Below are 13,772 nucleotides of genomic sequence, written 5' to 3'. Positions count from 1 at the left end.
TCTACAGCACAATGTGTTTTTATTTTACAACTACAAGATGCGGTCCACCTTGTTCTCTTTCTTTAACTAACTCATTTTGTTGTTTTTCTTGTCTTTTCACATGACTAGCAATATTCAATAATATCCCCATCGCAAGTAGATTGGCTAACAAGGAACTTCCGCCGTAACTAACAAAAGGTAACGGTACCCCAGTAAGCGGTATTAATCCAGACATACCACCGACATTGATAAACGTTTGAACTCCAAACAAACTTGCAATTCCGATGGCTATTAAGCTTCCAAATGGATCTGTACACTTTTGCGCCACTCTAAATGAGCGAATGATAATTAACAATAAACAGATTAAAATGATAGCTACACCTATAAAGCCTAGTTCTTCAGATATAATCGCCATAATAAAATCCGTTTGTGGCTCTGGTAAGTAACCATACTTTTGTATACTATTCCCTAATCCTCTACCATTTAACCCGCCTGAAGCAATTCCAATAAATGAATTTATTAATTGAAATCCATCCTTTTGCGGATCGCTAAATGGATCCAGAAAAACTGAAAATCGCGCTTTTTGGTATGGACTTAATTTATAATTCCCAATAAAATACAACATCGGGACCCATACTATAGACGTTAATAAGAATCTTTTTATCCATAAATTAACACTAACTCCTGAACAAAGAAACATGATTCCTACCGTTCCCGCAATTAACATATCAGTACCTAAGTCATTTTGCTTTAAAATTAAAAACATAATTAAACCAATACCTAAAAGTACCGGTCCCGATCCTTTGAAAACGGACGTATTTGTTTCTTGCCTTTTCGCAAAAAAATGAGCCAATACGAGAATAACTGTTATCTTCACAAATTCCGCAGGCTGTATTCCAAATATCCATCCGTTTGCACCGTTTACTGACTTAGTGAAAAAGGCAGCTGCCGCTAATAAGGCAACACTAGCACCGTAACTCCCCAACAAAAAAATTCGTTTTCTCCAAACTTTATATGGGATAGTAGCCATAATTATTAATACCATTGTCCCAACAACTAAAGTAAGTACTTGTCTTTTAAAAAAGAAATTTGCTGGTTTATCAAACCGCGAAATCGCAACAATGGAACTAGAACTATATACCATTATGACTCCCAGCACACATAAAATAACAAGAGGAAGTAATAATGAATAATCCATTGATTTCCATATTCTTTTCATTTCATTTCCTCTCTCTGTTTCAAATTAATTATTGTTGTATTCCATATGTATATACGTTCTTCCTGCTTTATTATACAAATAAAAAGCTCAAACTGTTTTAGTTTGAGCCCCCTTATTTGAACCCGTTATTGTTGTTTGTTTGTAAATGCTTCATGAAGTGCAGATAACTCACGTTCGAGCTCTCCTAACATTGCTTTCCCTTGCTCTTCTGCAATAAGACCAAGGCGAACCGCAAAATCGACCTCGCGGGATAGTCCAAACATTTGTGTGTCTAAAACTTCTTCATATAATGGACATTGCGGCATTGTAAGATGGTCCATTTGCACCTTAATAAGTCTTAAAATCTTCTCTGCATCCGCTTGTAGAAGGGCTAGTGCCTTTTCCTGATGATTTGATACTGTCTCAGACGCCAAATTGATTCCCTCCGTTTCCGTCCTACTCTCTCATATCTATTAATATTAGCGATAGTTTTAATAAATTGCAATAGAAACATTTTTTGTGACAACAGTGTCTAATACTATTATACTGAAAAGTGGGAGTATAACACAAATGGGGGAACAACAATGAGCGAAATTTTATTTATTAATGGAAAAGTACGTTTTCCAATCACTATTGATCCAACTGTTTGGATTTTTGACGATCGAAAAGTAGATTTGACAACTTACTTTGATGAAACTAGAGAAAACACGTCTGAACTAGAAGCTTACTTAAAGAACACTTCAGAACATTGGGATCGTGAAATCCGTGATGGTGCTGCCTTCCCGCCAATACAACAAAGTGTAAAGAAATATAAAAAAGAACAGCTGATTACTGGGACATTTGGTATACCATTTCATCCATTTCTTGCTAACGCCGAAATTTTAGAGGACGCTATGCAAGTTGAAATTGAAACAGTAGATACTACCATTACACTACCATTAGAAACGGTCAACAAGGCCATTCTTGGTTTTTCAAAAGAAGGAAAACCATTAAAAGAGGACGGACCTGTACATCTATATTTCAATGATGGATCTAATAGACAAAATCCAATCCGTAACATCCGTAAATTCACAATTATTTAACGAGTATACTAAAAAAAAGGAGTGAGCTGAAGCTCACTCCTTTTTATAATAAATCCGCTGCTAGTTGAGCTAAATTCGAGCGCTCTCCTTTAACAAACTTTACATGACCACTAATACGTTGCTCTTTAAATTTCTCGACAACGTATGTTAAACCGTTATTATATTCATCTAAATATGGATGATCGATTTGCTGAGGATCTCCCATTAATACAATCTTACTTTTCTCTCCTACTCTCGTTAATATCGTCTTCACTTCATGCTTCGTTAAATTTTGTGCCTCATCAATAATAATGAATTGGTCTGGAATACTTCTGCCACGTATATAAGTAAGAGCCTCTACTTCAATCGAACCCATTCCAGCTAAAATAGCATCTAATTCCCCTGGCTTTTTCGTATTAAATAAATACTCTAGATTATCAAAAATCGGCTGCATCCATGGTCTTAACTTTTCTTCTTTTTCTCCTGGTAAATAACCGATATCTTTTCCGACTGGAACAATTGGTCTTGCAACAAGTAATTTTTTATATAACCCTAAATCTTCCGTTTGCATTAATCCCGAAGCTAACGCAAGTAACGTTTTTCCTGTACCAGCTTTCCCCGTTAACGTTACAAGCGGAATATCTTCGCGAAGCAACAATTCTAATCCCATTATTTGCTGCACGTTTCGTGGTCGTATCCCCCACACTTGCTCATTGTGAAAAATAAGTTTCTTCACCTTCTTACCTAAGTGATCTACAATGCCAAGTGCAGAACTAGAACCCCCAAGTGCATCCTTCATTACCACAAACTGATTTGGATAAAAAGGATGATTTGCAATTTCAGATAAAGGTAATTCACCTTTTTCATAAAAATAATCCAATTGTTCTTTTGATATATACCCTTCTAAAAAACCTGAATATATATTATCTACTTCAATTACGCGATCACTTAAATAATCTTCAGCCTTCAATCCAATTGCATCAGCTTTTACCCTTACGAGCACGTCTTTACTTACTAAAATAACAGACTTCCCGTCCTCTTTTTCTTGTTCTTCTAAAGATAGATTTTTCGCTACTGCTAAAATTCGATTATCATTTGTTTTTTCTACAAAAATATCTTGTAGTTGAACAAATGAACGATGATTTAATTCAATACGAAATGTACCGCCGTTTTCTAGCGGAATACTTTCATGCAGCTTTCCTATTTCACGAAATTTATCTATTAACTTAGATACATAACGAGCATTTCGTCCTACTTCGTCCATATAACGTTTCTTCGAATCAACCTCTTCTAATACAACTGCCGGAATCACTACTTCATTGGTTTCAAATGAAAAAATAGATAAAGGATCCTGCAAAAGTACATTCGTATCTAACACATAAATTTTATCCAACCTGTTACCCCCTGACTCCACTTTTATATTTGTAGAACAAGGGTTTCATCCATAAAATATGGACGAACCATTGTTATAATTATATGTACCGTATAAACGAGGTAGAATCGAAAATTATAGCAATTAAACCTTTTCTTTATTTTTTATTCATTTCTATTCAATATATTACTTTTAATTTTAATTATTAACGTTAAATCACAATAACTGATTCCAAAAGTTAATGAACAATTTTCTTATTCATCTCACTTATAATTCTTTTATCCCTACCAACACTTGGTTATCCAGTTTTTTTGCTGCCCGAAGATCGTATGTTTTTTCATATTTTGGTTCAATTGCAAGTTTTGCTCCATAAAACATAACATCACGTACTTCTTGCACACTTACTTCTATTACAGCTAATTTTAGAGGAATGCCTTCCATTCTATCTGTCAAAATTTCACCTGCACCACTTATGGAAAATACGGATCCATTCGCCATTATAGTCAATACCACTCCCGGATTGCGCCTTATATTTTCCACAATACGTGAACGTTGATCTACCGCAAATCGAATACTAGTTTCACTCACTGCATACACCCAAGAAATAGCACTTACGTTAGGAACTTGTTTTTCGAAATCTGTTGTTGCTACCATAACAATACATTCTTTACGGAACGTTTGTACTAAATCATCTGTTAATGTAGGCTCTACTACATTCGCCATATTTCCACCTCCAAATATACTTAATATATCCTTATCATAACTTATTTTTCGAATTGCGAAAATATTATTTTTTCCTCCTATTATTCAAAAACATCATACTTCCATGATATACTTATACCGATAGAATTCGTATTGAGGTGACGAAATGAGAGTCAAATGTATGATCTGTGATAAAAAAGATATGTTAGATGACGAAAATCCTACGGCAAAAAAACTGCGTAATCGCCCTATTCATACATATATGTGCATGGAATGTTCGGAACGAATTGCAGAGCGTACGATGGAACGTCATGCAAGTGGTAATTTCCGATTATACCGTGATAAAAAAGTTGAAGACGATTGGTAAAATATAAATAAGTCCTTAATCATATCGATAAGGACTTATTTATATTTTTCAGGTTCACGATTCATCTGATCCAAAAAACAATCAATAGCTTCTAATGGAAATCTCACAGATTTTCTTTCCCCATCAATTTCATATGTAATCAAATACATTTCCTCATTCTTTTTAACTTCCACATCTCTTAATTTATGTTCTTCATATATCATATTTTGAAATAACAAATACGTTTCTTTCGCAGCACTATCATCGGGGCGTGCTTCCGCAACTGTTTTAATCGTTAACCAATTATATAGTGCATCTTGTACTGAACGCATGTCATTAATTCCCCCTCATCCTACTTTTTCTTGTTTTGCTTGACGTAAGCGCAATCTATAAATTCCTAGTACAATTGCTGCTACAACAAGCCCCTCCCCAACAGGTAAAAATACAGCAAAAAAGGTTAACACTGTACATCCAATTGCTAAAGAAATATATATCACGATATTTTTTAGTACAGATAATTTTCTAGCAAATCCTAAATTATAAACGAGAGCACTTAATATAATAATCGTTCCATAAAGTAACCACATTCCTAATTCTGGATTTTCATCCACCTTACATAATTTAGCAAAAAAAGACATCCTTTCTAACACACTCTTCCCCCCTAGCTATAAAAACAAGTTTTCTTTATACACTTAATACAAGAGTAACTCGCAAAAAAAATACTGTCCACAAAAAAGAATAAATATTCTAAAAATAAATAAAACAAAAAAACAACTACCTTTTGGAAAGGTAGTTGTTTTTTTGTTTTTACGCTTCTACAGATTTCTTTTTCTTAGCAGCTCTTTCGCGCTCGCTCTTATCAAGAATCTTTTTACGTAGACGGATTGATTCCGGAGTCACTTCACAGAACTCGTCATCGTTTAAGTACTCTAATGACTCTTCTAAAGTCATTAAGCGTGGTTTTTTCATTGTTGAAGTTTGGTCTTTCGTTGCAGAACGAATGTTAGTTTGTTGTTTCATTTTTACAACGTTAACTGTTAAATCATTTTCACGTGTATGTTCTCCAACAATCATACCAGCATATACTTCTGTACCTGGTTCAACGAAGATTACACCGCGATCTTCAACTTGCATAATACCGTATTGTGATGCTTTTCCTGTTTCAAGTGAAACTAGAACACCTTGACGACGTCCACCTACTTGTCCAGCGTGTACTGGTTGGTAGCAATCGAATGTATGGTTTAAAATACCGTAACCACGAGTTAATGTTAAGAATTCTGTTGTGTAACCAATTAAACCACGTGCTGGAACCATGAAAGTAAGGCGAACTTGACCGTTTCCGTTATTCACCATATCTAACATTTCACCTTTACGTGCACCCATTGATTCCATAATAGAACCAGTGTATTCTTCAGGCACATCGATTTGTACGCGCTCTACAGGCTCACATCTTACGCCATCAACATCTTTAATAATTACTTCAGGTTTAGATACTTGTAGTTCATAACCTTCACGACGCATGTTTTCAATTAGGATAGATAAATGTAACTCACCACGTCCAGATACGATCCACGCATCAGGAGAATCTGTATTATCTACACGTAAACTTACATCTGTTTCTAATTGTGAACGAAGACGCTCTTCAATTTTACGAGATGTAATGTATTTACCTTCACGACCTGCAAATGGGCTGTTATTTACAAGGAATGTCATTTGTAGTGTTGGCTCATCAATACGTAATAATGGTAAAGCCTCTTCATGCTCAACTGGGCATACTGTTTCACCAACGTTAATGTCTTCCATACCTGAAACAGCTACTAAATCTCCAGCTTTTGCTTCTTCAATTTCTTGACGTTTTAATCCAATGTAACCAAATAATTTCGTTACACGGAATTGTTTTACACTTCCGTCAACCTTCATTAATGCAACTTGTTGTCCTACTTTCATAGTACCGCGGAATACGCGTCCAACTCCGATACGACCAACGTAGTCATTGTAATCAAGAAGTGCTACTTGGAATTGAAGTGGCTCTTCACTGTTATCCACTGGTGCTGGAATATGTTCAATAATTGTGTCAAACAATGATTTCATATTCTCTTCTTGATTTGCTGGATTTGAATCTAAGCTTGCTGTTCCGTTCATTGCTGATGCAAATACAACTGGGAACTCTAATTGATCTTCGTTTGCACCAAGCTCGATGAATAAGTCAACAACTTCATCAACTACTTCGTCAGGGCGAGCAAAGTCACGGTCAATTTTGTTTACAACTACGATTGGTGTTAAGTTTTGCTCAAGAGCTTTCTTTAAAACAAATCGTGTTTGTGGCATACAACCTTCATATGCATCAACAACAAGTAGAACACCATCAACCATTTTCATGATACGTTCTACTTCTCCACCGAAGTCCGCATGACCAGGTGTATCTAAAATGTTAATTCTTTTATCTTCATAGTGAATCGCAGTATTTTTCGCTAAAATTGTAATACCGCGTTCTCTTTCTAGATCATTTGAGTCCATTGCGCGTTCTTCAATATGTTCATTCGCACGGAACGTCCCCGCTTGACGTAATAACTGGTCAACAAGTGTTGTTTTACCATGGTCAACGTGGGCAATAATTGCTATATTTCGTAAATCTTGTCGTTTTTTCAACATGTCCAACTCCTAATGTCTTTTTAATCCTTCTCTATTATAAGAGCGAAGGGGATACAATGGCAATCAAAATAAAATCAAGAATGAAAATATAGTTGTATTCTTACTTTTGTGAAAGTAAAATGAGATTGGAGGGTGAAGAAATGGAACACATTCAATATCGCTTTTTATTAACTGCAATTATCGGTGTTATTTTCTTAATCGGTATCGGCATTATGGTTGCTGAAAATAGTCCCATTGGTATTATTATTTGCATTATCGGCACATTTGTTACAGTTGGATATGGTTTTGTAACAAAAAGAAAAATGCGTAAATCGCAATAATGTTAAAAAGTAAGAAGCTTGTATATAGCCTCTTACTTTTTTTGTTACTGCGATATAAATGATAATACTTCCTCATATACTCCCGGTTTTGCAACTAATACACTGCTTTTCTCTATAATAGACAGCGGAGCTCCGGAGAATGTTGTCACCTTTCCTCCAACTTCCTCAACTATGATCTGCCCCCCACCAAAATCCCATGGTGATAATCTCGGCGTTACATATGCATCTATTCTTCCCGTTGCAACGTATACCATTTCTAATGCTGCACAGCCATATGATCTCGTACCCCTTGCTTTCTTAACAAGTGCCATCATACTTTCCATATTAAGCAATGGATTGTCGGTAAGCCATATCGCATTTAAAGCTATAATACCATTCTCTACTGTTCCTTTTTCCAATAGAGGAATTGGCGTATCATTACAAAACGCTCCAACTCCCTTTACCGCATGATATAATTCATCATGAACAGGATCATAAATAAGACCAATTTTTCCGATACCGTTCTCATAAATTCCAATTGAAATTGCGAAATTTCTTTTTTGATGTACAAAATTCATTGTACCATCAATTGGATCAATTAACCAAACAACCCCGTCAGAAGAAGTTATCTCATCTCCATAGCCTTCTTCTCCTAAAATATTATGGGTTGGGAATGTTTCTTTAATTTTCCCAATTAAATACTGTTCTATTTCCCGGTCCATGTTTGTTACTAAATCAGCTGCATTTGATTTCGTTTCTATAATAAGTGCTTGTTTCAGTGATGCCATTAAGCGCTCTCCTGCATCTCGAATCCACCGTTTGGCGTGTGCATCGATATCTTTCCATACCTCTTGCATGTTTAAACACTCCGATCTATACTGTTCACAGAAAAAACGAACCCTTTATAAGGTTCGCACCAACTAATTTTTTATACATATACTATTATTACGCTTCTAAACGAATCATTTCAAGTCTCAACACTTCTAATTTTTGTACGCACTCTTCTTTTTTCTGTTTGTCATCCTCCATCATTGCATCATATAAAGTTGCTAATTCATAATCTAGCTCCAAACGTAGCACCGGTATTCTCTTTTCAGCATCTGTTCTCTTTAACGCATTAATCACCTGTCTCATATTATTTGCCTCCTCCCAATATTCGTCTGCCCTCGGACTAGAATTAATTCAATTTTCTGATTTTTTGTTTTATACTATACTATGTTGGATAAATCATCTATGCAACAAAATTATATTTTTTTATTTAAATTTTTTTGTGCTGTTTTTTTTATGAATAGTACAAGCTATGCTAAAATAAAAACAAAATAGGAGTTGGAGGAACAATCATGACACTACAAACATTCAAATCAACTGATTTTGATGTCTTTACAGTTGATGGTCTCGAAGAACGAATGATTGCAATTAAAACGAACATTCATCCTAAGCTAGAAGCTTTAGGGGAACAGTTTGCAGAGTATTTATCCAAACAAACTGATGAGAACTTTTTTTATCATGTCGCAAAACATGCACGCCGCAAAGTCAATCCACCAAACGATACTTGGGTTGCTTTTTCAACAAATAAACGAGGATATAAAATGCTACCACATTTTCAAATTGGTTTATGGGGTACTCACGCCTTCATATACTTTGGTTTAATCTATGAGTGTCCACAAAAAGTGGAGACGGCTCACGCCTTCTTAGAACATTTAAATGATTTAAAAACAAATATTCCAAATGACTTCGTTTGGTCCATTGACCATACTAAACCAAGTGTAAAATTGCATAAAACGCTTGAAACAGAAGACTTACAAAAGATGATTGAACGTTTAGCTACTGTGAAAAAAGCAGAACTATTAGTTGGTATTCATATATCACCAGAGGAGTTTTCAGCAATGACCAACGAACAATTCCTTGCTAAGATTGAATCTACGATGCAATCACTCCTTCCTTTATATGCACTTTGTAATCGATAGTAGAAAACGGACAATTTATATTGTCCGTTTTTAGTTGTTATCACATTATATCACTTCAGTTTTTATTTTTCAAAATATTTTTACATTTTTACAAGCTTTTGTTCTTCGACTTCTTTCGCCCTTTGAATAGTACGATATATAGAATATCCACTTACTTCTTGAAACTCTTTATCAATTTTCTTTTCTTCTGCTTTTGATGGAACAATCTCTTTAAAACGACGATATAATCCCATTAATTCTTCTCTTCTAATTCCTTTTTCATATGCCTTCTCAATTGCTTCATAAAACTTCACAATGGCAATCATTTCTTCATTTGACCAATCGTAATCTAACGGATATTGATATTCCATTTTGCACCTCATTTATCATTTCTACGTGTTTCATTATGCTATCTTAAAGAAAATTTTTTATTCTTCATTATAGCCACTCTGCATTATACACTATTTATTCATTTTAATGGAATTGTCTTCCTCTATGAGTTGACTTGGAAATAACTATTACACATACTCACCATAAAAATATTTTTTTATATACATCTATAATTATTGGTGATATAATGCTTTTGTTTTATAGAAAATAAAGTGTGACTACCATCCAAAAGGATTTTGTGAATGGCAGGAAAACAAGTCTCGTTTTAAAAGTTAATTACCTTACTTTCCTTTTAGAATGAGATGAAATCATATAAAACAAATTCTAATAAATATTACAAAAAAGAAGGGGTGTATAGATTGTCCCAATACGAAACACCATTGTTTACCGCTTTAGTTGAGCACAGTAAGCGAAATCCAATCCAATTCCATATTCCTGGTCATAAAAAAGGACAGGGCATGGATCCTGAATTTCGCGAATTTATTGGGCATAACGCATTAGCAATTGATTTAATTAATATTGCGCCACTCGATGATTTACATCATCCAAAGGGTATGATTAAAGAAGCACAGGATTTAGCTGCTGCTGCATTTGGTGCAGATCATACTTTCTTTTCTATTCAAGGTACAAGTGGCGCTATTATGACAATGGTGATGAGCGTTTGCGGTCCTGGTGACAAAATCCTAGTACCACGAAACGTGCATAAATCAGTAATGTCAGCTATTATTTTCTCAGGTGCAAAACCTATTTTCATGCATCCTGAAATCGATCCAAAACTTGGTATTTCTCATGGAATTACAATTCAATCTGTCAAAAAAGCACTTGAAGAACACTCAGATGCCAAAGGCTTACTTGTTATTAATCCAACCTACTTTGGCTTTGCTGCAGACTTAGAACAGATTGTACAATTAGCACATTCGTACGATATCCCTGTACTAGTCGATGAGGCTCATGGTGTTCATATTCATTTTCACGATGAATTACCGATGTCAGCGATGCAAGCTGGTGCAGATATGGCAGCAACAAGTGTTCACAAATTAGGAGGCTCTTTAACTCAAAGTTCTATTCTTAATGTGAAAGAAGGTCTTGTGAACGTAAAACATGTTCAATCTATTATTAGCATGCTTACGACTACATCAACTTCTTACATCTTATTAGCATCTCTTGATGTAGCAAGAAAACGTCTTGCTACAGAAGGAACAGCGCTCATAGAACAAACAATACAATTAGCTGAACATGTTCGTGATGCTATAAATGCTATTGAGCACCTTTACTGTCCTGGAAAAGAAATGTTAGGTACAGACGCTACTTTTAACTATGATCCTACAAAGATAATTGTGTCTGTGAAAGATTTAGGTATTACCGGCCATCAGGCTGAAGTATGGCTTAGAGAGCAATATAACATTGAAGTAGAACTCTCCGATTTATACAACATACTATGTCTTATCACTTTTGGAGATACAGAAAGCGATACAAATACGCTTATTGCAGCATTACAAGATTTAGCGGAAACATTTAGAAATAGGGCAGATAAAGGTGTTCAAGTACAAGTAGAAATTCCAGAAATACCGGTGCTAGCACTTTCTCCACGAGATGCTTTTTATTCAGAAACAGAAGTCATTCCATTTGAAAATGCGGCAGGTCGTATTATAGCTGATTTTGTTATGGTTTATCCACCAGGGATTCCAATCTTTACTCCGGGGGAAATTATTACACAAGATAACTTAGAGTATATTCGTAAAAATTTAGAAGCAGGTTTACCTGTACAAGGTCCTGAAGATATGACATTACAAACATTACGTGTTATTAAAGAGTACAAGCCTATCAGTTGATAGGCTTTTCTTTCACCTTTTTTCCCTTTCTTCATACGCTACTAAAGAATGTAACGTATAGGTGGGGATACCATTATGATTGTAATAGGTCGTTCTATTGTACACCCTTATATCACAAATGAATATGAGCCATTTGCAGCTGAGAAGCAACAAATTTTATCCATAATGGCAGGAAATCAAGAAGTTTATTCCTTCCGAACTGCTGACGAACTCAGCTTTGAATTAAATTTGCGAGTTAATATTATTATATCTGCATTGGAACTTTTTCAAAGTGGATTTCAGTTTCGTACGTTTCAACAATCCTTTTGCAACCCCCAGTTTTGGAAAAGAACATCTTTAGGGGGATTCCAACTACTTCCAAATATACCACCTTCTATTGCCATACAAGATATTTTCAAAAACGGGAAACTATATGGGACTGAATGCGCAACCGCTATGATAATTATTTTTTACAAAGCTTTACTATCATTGTATGAGGAAGAAACCTTCAATCGCCTCTTTGCAAATCTTTTACTTTATACTTGGGACTACGATCAAGATTTAAAACTCATAACAAAAACAGGTGGCGACCTTGTTCCTGGCGATCTCGTTTACTTTAAAAACCCACAAGTGAATCCAGCTACGATTGAGTGGCAAGGAGAAAACACAATCTATCTAGGAAATTTCTTTTTTTACGGACATGGCGTAGGTGTAAAAACAAAAGAAGAAATTATCTACTCATTAAATGAACGACGCGTCCCTTACGCTTTTATTTCAGCTTTTTTGACCGATACTATTACTCGTATTGATAGCCGTATAATGAGTCAATACGCCTCTCCAAACACACCACAAACAGCCATAGGGTTTATTCCGATTAGAGATGATGCAATCGTTGCTACAGTTGGCCATACAACTACAATTTATTAAAAAAAGCGCCTACACATGTAGGCGCTTTTTTTAATAATTAAGCTTTTGTATGTTCTTTATGGTCACATTCGCAATGAGATCCACATTTCCCATATAATACTGTTGATTTTTCATCTTCAAAATGTGCGATTGTTCCTTCACATACTTGGCATACGATTGTTCCCATTTTTCATTTCCCCCTGATTTTTAATAGTAATCTACTTATTTATCATTAAGCTTTCGCATTATCTCTATTAGCACAATCACAATTTGTACCACATTTCCCGTAAAGTACTGTCGTTTTCTCATCTTCAAAATGTGCGATTGTTCCTTCGCATACTTGACATACGATTGTTCCCATTTTTCATTTCCCCCTAAGTTTATGGTCCTAAAAACTTTCAGTTGTCCATGTCCTATCAATTATTGGGCTTTTGTATGCTCTGTGTGATCACATCCGCAAGATCCACATTTCCCGTAAAGTACCGTTACTTTCTCATCCTCGAAGTGTGCAATTGTACCTTCACAATCTTGACATACGATTGTTCCCATTTTTCATTTCCCCCTAAGTTTATAATCCCAAAAACTTTTGTAACCGCTTAACTTTCTGTCTTTATTTTAATATGTTATACTTTTTACGTCAATAGGTTTTTAGTATAACACATTAAATATTTTAATTTTAAATTAGTATGCGATATTAACACAAAAAAACAGCCATATTTATACGTACGACTGTTTCAAATTAATTATTCTTCATATTCTGCATGCAATGAAGTAGATGGAACGAGAAATTTAAAAAACTGAGCTAACTCCGCTGCTTCCTCTTGAGATCCTAACTTGAAAATTTCCTGCATATATTGCACATTTTCTACATCATCTTGTCCCAGTAAAGTAGACCTTCCCGTTTGCATACAAACAATGAGTGGCTTTCCAAAAAACATATTTGTATAAACAATCCCAAAGTCATAACGAGTATCATGTGTCATAAATCCTAAAAATCGTACCTTCACACTTTCATGTTCATCATACAATTTTTCAAACATTGGTTTCCACCTCTCTACATCACCTTTCCTACTCATACATAATATTAAACAAAAAAAGCAATACTCCTTT

Annotated in this window: 20 protein-coding genes; 6 read left to right on the top strand and 14 right to left on the bottom strand. The window is 35.0% G+C overall.

Annotated features, from left to right (window positions below; all coding sequences use genetic code 11):
* Positions 1-19 precede the first annotated feature (19 nt).
* Positions 20-1,198, bottom strand: a complete 1,179-nt coding sequence (locus DPQ31_RS19080) for an FtsW/RodA/SpoVE family cell cycle protein (RefSeq protein WP_208730887.1) — start codon at positions 1,196-1,198, stop codon at positions 20-22.
* Positions 1,199-1,323: 125 nt separating this feature from the next.
* Positions 1,324-1,611, bottom strand: coding sequence for an Fpa/YlaN family protein (locus DPQ31_RS19075; RefSeq protein ID WP_000135695.1), 288 nt, complete (start codon positions 1,609-1,611; stop codon positions 1,324-1,326).
* A 150-nt stretch (positions 1,612-1,761) separates the two neighbouring features.
* On the opposite strand from DPQ31_RS19075, the gene DPQ31_RS19070 reads away from it, so the two are divergent.
* Positions 1,762-2,259 carry a hypothetical protein gene (locus DPQ31_RS19070; RefSeq protein ID WP_001289791.1) on the top strand — a complete coding sequence of 166 codons (498 nt, stop codon included), beginning with the start codon at positions 1,762-1,764 and terminating at the stop codon, positions 2,257-2,259.
* A gap of 43 nt (positions 2,260-2,302) precedes the next feature.
* On the opposite strand, the gene DPQ31_RS19065 is transcribed toward DPQ31_RS19070, so the two are convergent.
* Complete coding sequence (locus DPQ31_RS19065; RefSeq protein WP_000358079.1) at positions 2,303-3,631, bottom strand: PhoH family protein; 1,329 nt, start codon at positions 3,629-3,631, stop codon at positions 2,303-2,305.
* Between the two features lie 246 nt (positions 3,632-3,877).
* A complete protein-coding gene (locus DPQ31_RS19060) occupies positions 3,878-4,333 on the bottom strand; it encodes a pyridoxamine 5'-phosphate oxidase family protein (RefSeq protein WP_000024575.1) in 456 nt (151 codons plus the stop codon).
* 145 nt (positions 4,334-4,478) lie between these two features.
* Here DPQ31_RS19060 and DPQ31_RS19055 point away from each other — a divergent pair, with 145 nt between their 5' ends.
* A complete protein-coding gene (locus tag DPQ31_RS19055) occupies positions 4,479-4,679 on the top strand; it encodes a YlaI family protein (protein WP_002093346.1) in 201 nt (66 codons plus the stop codon).
* A 35-nt stretch (positions 4,680-4,714) separates the two neighbouring features.
* Here the strand turns inward: DPQ31_RS19055 and DPQ31_RS19050 are convergent, their stop codons facing one another.
* The 3 genes from DPQ31_RS19050 to typA all read right to left on the bottom strand — a co-directional run bounded on the left by DPQ31_RS19050 (position 4,715) and on the right by typA (position 7,310).
* Positions 4,715-4,990 carry a hypothetical protein gene (locus tag DPQ31_RS19050; protein WP_001258146.1) on the bottom strand — a complete coding sequence of 92 codons (276 nt, stop codon included), beginning with the start codon at positions 4,988-4,990 and terminating at the stop codon, positions 4,715-4,717.
* A gap of 15 nt (positions 4,991-5,005) precedes the next feature.
* Positions 5,006-5,308: a YlaH-like family protein gene (locus DPQ31_RS19045; protein ID WP_000893661.1), complete on the bottom strand. Its 303-nt coding sequence runs from the start codon at positions 5,306-5,308 to the stop codon at positions 5,006-5,008.
* 157 nt (positions 5,309-5,465) lie between these two features.
* Positions 5,466-7,310 (bottom strand): translational GTPase TypA, encoded by a 1,845-nt coding sequence (gene typA, locus DPQ31_RS19040; RefSeq protein WP_000914753.1) that lies wholly within the window; start codon positions 7,308-7,310, stop codon positions 5,466-5,468.
* Positions 7,311-7,450: 140 nt separating this feature from the next.
* On the opposite strand from typA, the gene DPQ31_RS19035 reads away from it, so the two are divergent.
* A complete protein-coding gene (locus tag DPQ31_RS19035) occupies positions 7,451-7,630 on the top strand; it encodes a DUF5325 family protein (protein WP_000400129.1) in 180 nt (59 codons plus the stop codon).
* A gap of 44 nt (positions 7,631-7,674) precedes the next feature.
* On the opposite strand, the gene DPQ31_RS19030 is transcribed toward DPQ31_RS19035, so the two are convergent.
* The gene (locus DPQ31_RS19030; protein ID WP_001158712.1) at positions 7,675-8,466 is read right to left on the bottom strand and encodes an inositol monophosphatase family protein; all 792 of its coding nucleotides are present in this window, start codon (positions 8,464-8,466) and stop codon (positions 7,675-7,677) included.
* Between the two features lie 88 nt (positions 8,467-8,554).
* Entirely contained in the window at positions 8,555-8,743 is a 189-nt protein-coding gene (locus DPQ31_RS19025) for a hypothetical protein (RefSeq protein WP_001250164.1), read from the bottom strand.
* Positions 8,744-8,949: 206 nt separating this feature from the next.
* Here DPQ31_RS19025 and DPQ31_RS19020 point away from each other — a divergent pair, with 206 nt between their 5' ends.
* Positions 8,950-9,576: a YktB family protein gene (locus DPQ31_RS19020; protein WP_087969772.1), complete on the top strand. Its 627-nt coding sequence runs from the start codon at positions 8,950-8,952 to the stop codon at positions 9,574-9,576.
* Between the two features lie 80 nt (positions 9,577-9,656).
* On the opposite strand, the gene DPQ31_RS19015 is transcribed toward DPQ31_RS19020, so the two are convergent.
* On the bottom strand, positions 9,657-9,926 hold the full coding sequence (locus DPQ31_RS19015) for a UPF0223 family protein (protein ID WP_208730885.1): 270 nt from the start codon (positions 9,924-9,926) through the stop codon (positions 9,657-9,659).
* A gap of 378 nt (positions 9,927-10,304) precedes the next feature.
* Between DPQ31_RS19015 and speA the strand changes: the two genes are divergently transcribed.
* Entirely contained in the window at positions 10,305-11,777 is a 1,473-nt protein-coding gene (speA, locus tag DPQ31_RS19010) for an arginine decarboxylase (RefSeq protein ID WP_000084886.1), read from the top strand.
* Between the two features lie 75 nt (positions 11,778-11,852).
* Complete coding sequence (locus tag DPQ31_RS19005; RefSeq protein WP_208730883.1) at positions 11,853-12,683, top strand: protein-glutamine gamma-glutamyltransferase; 831 nt, start codon at positions 11,853-11,855, stop codon at positions 12,681-12,683.
* Positions 12,684-12,720: 37 nt separating this feature from the next.
* Here the strand turns inward: DPQ31_RS19005 and DPQ31_RS19000 are convergent, their stop codons facing one another.
* From DPQ31_RS19000 to DPQ31_RS18985, 4 genes are all read right to left on the bottom strand, one after another.
* Entirely contained in the window at positions 12,721-12,849 is a 129-nt protein-coding gene (locus DPQ31_RS19000) for a GapA-binding peptide SR1P (protein ID WP_000536785.1), read from the bottom strand.
* 45 nt (positions 12,850-12,894) lie between these two features.
* Positions 12,895-13,023, bottom strand: a complete 129-nt coding sequence (locus DPQ31_RS18995) for a GapA-binding peptide SR1P (protein WP_000536788.1) — start codon at positions 13,021-13,023, stop codon at positions 12,895-12,897.
* A gap of 59 nt (positions 13,024-13,082) precedes the next feature.
* Entirely contained in the window at positions 13,083-13,211 is a 129-nt protein-coding gene (locus DPQ31_RS18990; protein ID WP_000536778.1) for a GapA-binding peptide SR1P, read from the bottom strand.
* Between the two features lie 194 nt (positions 13,212-13,405).
* The gene (locus DPQ31_RS18985; protein ID WP_000462031.1) at positions 13,406-13,702 is read right to left on the bottom strand and encodes a DUF3055 domain-containing protein; all 297 of its coding nucleotides are present in this window, start codon (positions 13,700-13,702) and stop codon (positions 13,406-13,408) included.
* Positions 13,703-13,772 lie beyond the last annotated feature (70 nt).

The organism is Bacillus sp. COPE52, from assembly GCF_003355115.1.
Taxonomy (GTDB): Bacteria; Bacillota; Bacilli; order Bacillales; family Bacillaceae_G; genus Bacillus_A; species Bacillus_A toyonensis.
This window is presented reverse-complemented; position numbering and strand designations above follow the sequence as displayed.

What these genes read in the sequence shown, in the direction of transcription:
- DPQ31_RS19000 (WP_000536785.1), bottom strand. Translation starts at nt 12,849, where the DNA reads ATGGGAACAATCGTATGCCAAGTATGTGAAGGAACAATCGCACATTTT.
- DPQ31_RS19060 (WP_000024575.1), bottom strand. Translation starts at nt 4,333, where the DNA reads ATGGCGAATGTAGTAGAGCCTACATTAACAGATGATTTAGTACAAACG.
- DPQ31_RS18995 (WP_000536788.1), bottom strand. Translation starts at nt 13,023, where the DNA reads ATGGGAACAATCGTATGTCAAGTATGCGAAGGAACAATCGCACATTTT.
- DPQ31_RS19020 (WP_087969772.1), top strand. Translation starts at nt 8,950, where the DNA reads ATGACACTACAAACATTCAAATCAACTGATTTTGATGTCTTTACAGTT.
- DPQ31_RS19035 (WP_000400129.1), top strand. Translation starts at nt 7,451, where the DNA reads ATGGAACACATTCAATATCGCTTTTTATTAACTGCAATTATCGGTGTT.
- DPQ31_RS19070 (WP_001289791.1), top strand. Translation starts at nt 1,762, where the DNA reads ATGAGCGAAATTTTATTTATTAATGGAAAAGTACGTTTTCCAATCACT.
- DPQ31_RS19015 (WP_208730885.1), bottom strand. Translation starts at nt 9,926, where the DNA reads ATGGAATATCAATATCCGTTAGATTACGATTGGTCAAATGAAGAAATG.
- DPQ31_RS18985 (WP_000462031.1), bottom strand. Translation starts at nt 13,702, where the DNA reads ATGTTTGAAAAATTGTATGATGAACATGAAAGTGTGAAGGTACGATTT.
- DPQ31_RS18990 (WP_000536778.1), bottom strand. Translation starts at nt 13,211, where the DNA reads ATGGGAACAATCGTATGTCAAGATTGTGAAGGTACAATTGCACACTTC.
- DPQ31_RS19030 (WP_001158712.1), bottom strand. Translation starts at nt 8,466, where the DNA reads ATGCAAGAGGTATGGAAAGATATCGATGCACACGCCAAACGGTGGATT.
- DPQ31_RS19005 (WP_208730883.1), top strand. Translation starts at nt 11,853, where the DNA reads ATGATTGTAATAGGTCGTTCTATTGTACACCCTTATATCACAAATGAA.
- DPQ31_RS19055 (WP_002093346.1), top strand. Translation starts at nt 4,479, where the DNA reads ATGAGAGTCAAATGTATGATCTGTGATAAAAAAGATATGTTAGATGAC.
- DPQ31_RS19025 (WP_001250164.1), bottom strand. Translation starts at nt 8,743, where the DNA reads ATGAGACAGGTGATTAATGCGTTAAAGAGAACAGATGCTGAAAAGAGA.
- typA (WP_000914753.1), bottom strand. Translation starts at nt 7,310, where the DNA reads ATGTTGAAAAAACGACAAGATTTACGAAATATAGCAATTATTGCCCAC.
- DPQ31_RS19080 (WP_208730887.1), bottom strand. Translation starts at nt 1,198, where the DNA reads ATGAAAAGAATATGGAAATCAATGGATTATTCATTATTACTTCCTCTT.
- DPQ31_RS19050 (WP_001258146.1), bottom strand. Translation starts at nt 4,990, where the DNA reads ATGCGTTCAGTACAAGATGCACTATATAATTGGTTAACGATTAAAACA.